This is a genomic window from Aliterella sp. E5.1 (assembly GCF_057473825.1).
The window spans coordinates 1-1,803 of the sequence record NZ_JBYCCV010000288.1; the positions used below are offsets into that span (position 1 = coordinate 1).

The 1,803-nt window shown below is 45.5% G+C and carries 1 protein-coding gene and 1 pseudogene; one reads left to right on the plus strand and one right to left on the minus strand.

Annotation, left to right across the window (positions count from 1 at the left end; genetic code table 11):
- Nucleotides 1-329, plus strand: a pseudogene (locus AC2VE5_RS26380) (SWIM zinc finger family protein); the annotation flags it as partial.
- Between the two features lie 377 nt (nt 330-706).
- Here the strand turns inward: AC2VE5_RS26380 and AC2VE5_RS26385 are convergent.
- On the minus strand, nt 707-1,803 hold a 1,097-nt coding region (locus AC2VE5_RS26385; RefSeq protein WP_486890514.1), incomplete at its 5' end, for a group II intron reverse transcriptase.

Here is a 1,803-nt window from a genome sequence, read left to right on the forward strand (position 1 = left end):
AGGATTTACACTCTGAACTGGTCAAATCTCCTTTGGGGCAGGCACTCTCTGCGGAAATACAACGTTTCGCGCAACGCGATCCTCAATCTGTTTTGTCCTACTACACCCGACCCTTAACAGTTTCTCCAAGCACCATGACAGGGTTACGCGACTTCTGGCACGGTACTAAACGGCTCCCTCCGACCATTGAACCGCTCCCACAAACCCTCGTTTCCGGCATTCCGGTGAAAAAACAGGGCGAGTTTCCTGCATTCTGGCACCGCGAGAACTCCTTCATTGAAGCAATGGAAACATTCTATAAACAGGTCAGAACAAAAAGTCAGCTTTAAAAGGGAAGATATGAAATGAGCAGTGGAGCAGAAAGTTACGTTAAAAACTTGATAAACCACCAACAATCGTCATAGTTACTAGGGGCAAAGCTGTATCAATTGACTTACACTTCAATTGATACAGCAGTAGCGTACCACATAAGAACTTGAGCGTGAGAAACTGCAATTTTGTTTCCAGAACACCATGTTCTTACCCCCTAAAGGCTACAATATTCTCCTCAGCCGCGACCGCCCGCTTAGTTTTTACGCTCTGAAAAGCTTATAGCATAAGAGTTTTGAGCTATCTTGTCGGGTAAGGAGGCACACGTCGCCGTGTCCCCCTCCCCTAAGAACGGCTCGTGATAGTTTCCCCTCAAGCCGCTCAAGCATCCAGTTACTCAGGGAGTTTTTCTCAGATGCAGATGACGGTGGCAAGCTGTATGCAGATGAATAAGATTTTCTGCCCTGTCTGTGCCTCCGTCTGCAACACTCAGGAGATGATGGGTGTTCAATGCTTCTCCATTGAAAAGGTGTTCGTGGCAGATTGGACAACGCCAATTTTGGTTTAATGCTACTTTGTAGAGCTTTGACCCTTTATCCCAATAAGTTTTCCCATGTCGGGTTCGACGTTGTTGCCAGTAGTCTTTTAGCTCTGGGTCATCAGGAGATGCAGTGCCTTTGACCTTAATGTGCCGTTGAATACTAATCTCCGGCAAGTAAGTCAGGGTAATAGTAGTCCATTCTCCCCGGCAGTCTTTTACCGTTGCTGCGAAGTTCCATTTTCTGCCATTGATAGTTTTGAAGTATCGATTGGCGACCCATCGCTTGCCCTTATTCGGATGTCTACGCAGTGACCATTTCCAGAGAGCTTTCCAGATTTCGTGGTCTACGTAGCTAAACACCTGTTTACTGACACTATGTTTATAGTAATTGCCCCAGCCTCTAAGAATAGGATTGAGGTGGTAGATAACTGTCTCAGGAGCGGCTTGCTTGTTGGCTTTTAGCCAGTCCCGTATACCTTGGAGAAAGTCTTTGACTTTTTCTTTCTGGGGTATAGTGTAGCAACTACCATGGAACTGTCGGACATGAAAACCCAAAAAATTAAACCCTTGTTCCACAGGAACAATGTTGGTTTTGTCAGAGTTCAGTTCCAAACCTCTTACCTGTAGGAACTCTACAACCCTGGGAACAATTGCTTCAATGTCTTCCCTAGTTTCAGCCGTAATTAGGAAATCGTCAGCGTAGCGTATATAACCGTAACGCTGAGATTTATACGTACCGCTCTTATATGGCTTTATTTGGCGATATTCTGCTAATAATTGCTCTAAACCATCCAAAGCAATATTAGCAAGTACGGGGCTAATAATTCCCCCTTGCGGTACTCCTTGCTCCGTAGGGTGAAACATCTCCGCTTCTACGTATCCTGCTTTCAACCACTGTTTAATTAGCTCTCGACCAGGGACTAATCCGATGGCATTGAGAATATAATCGTGGC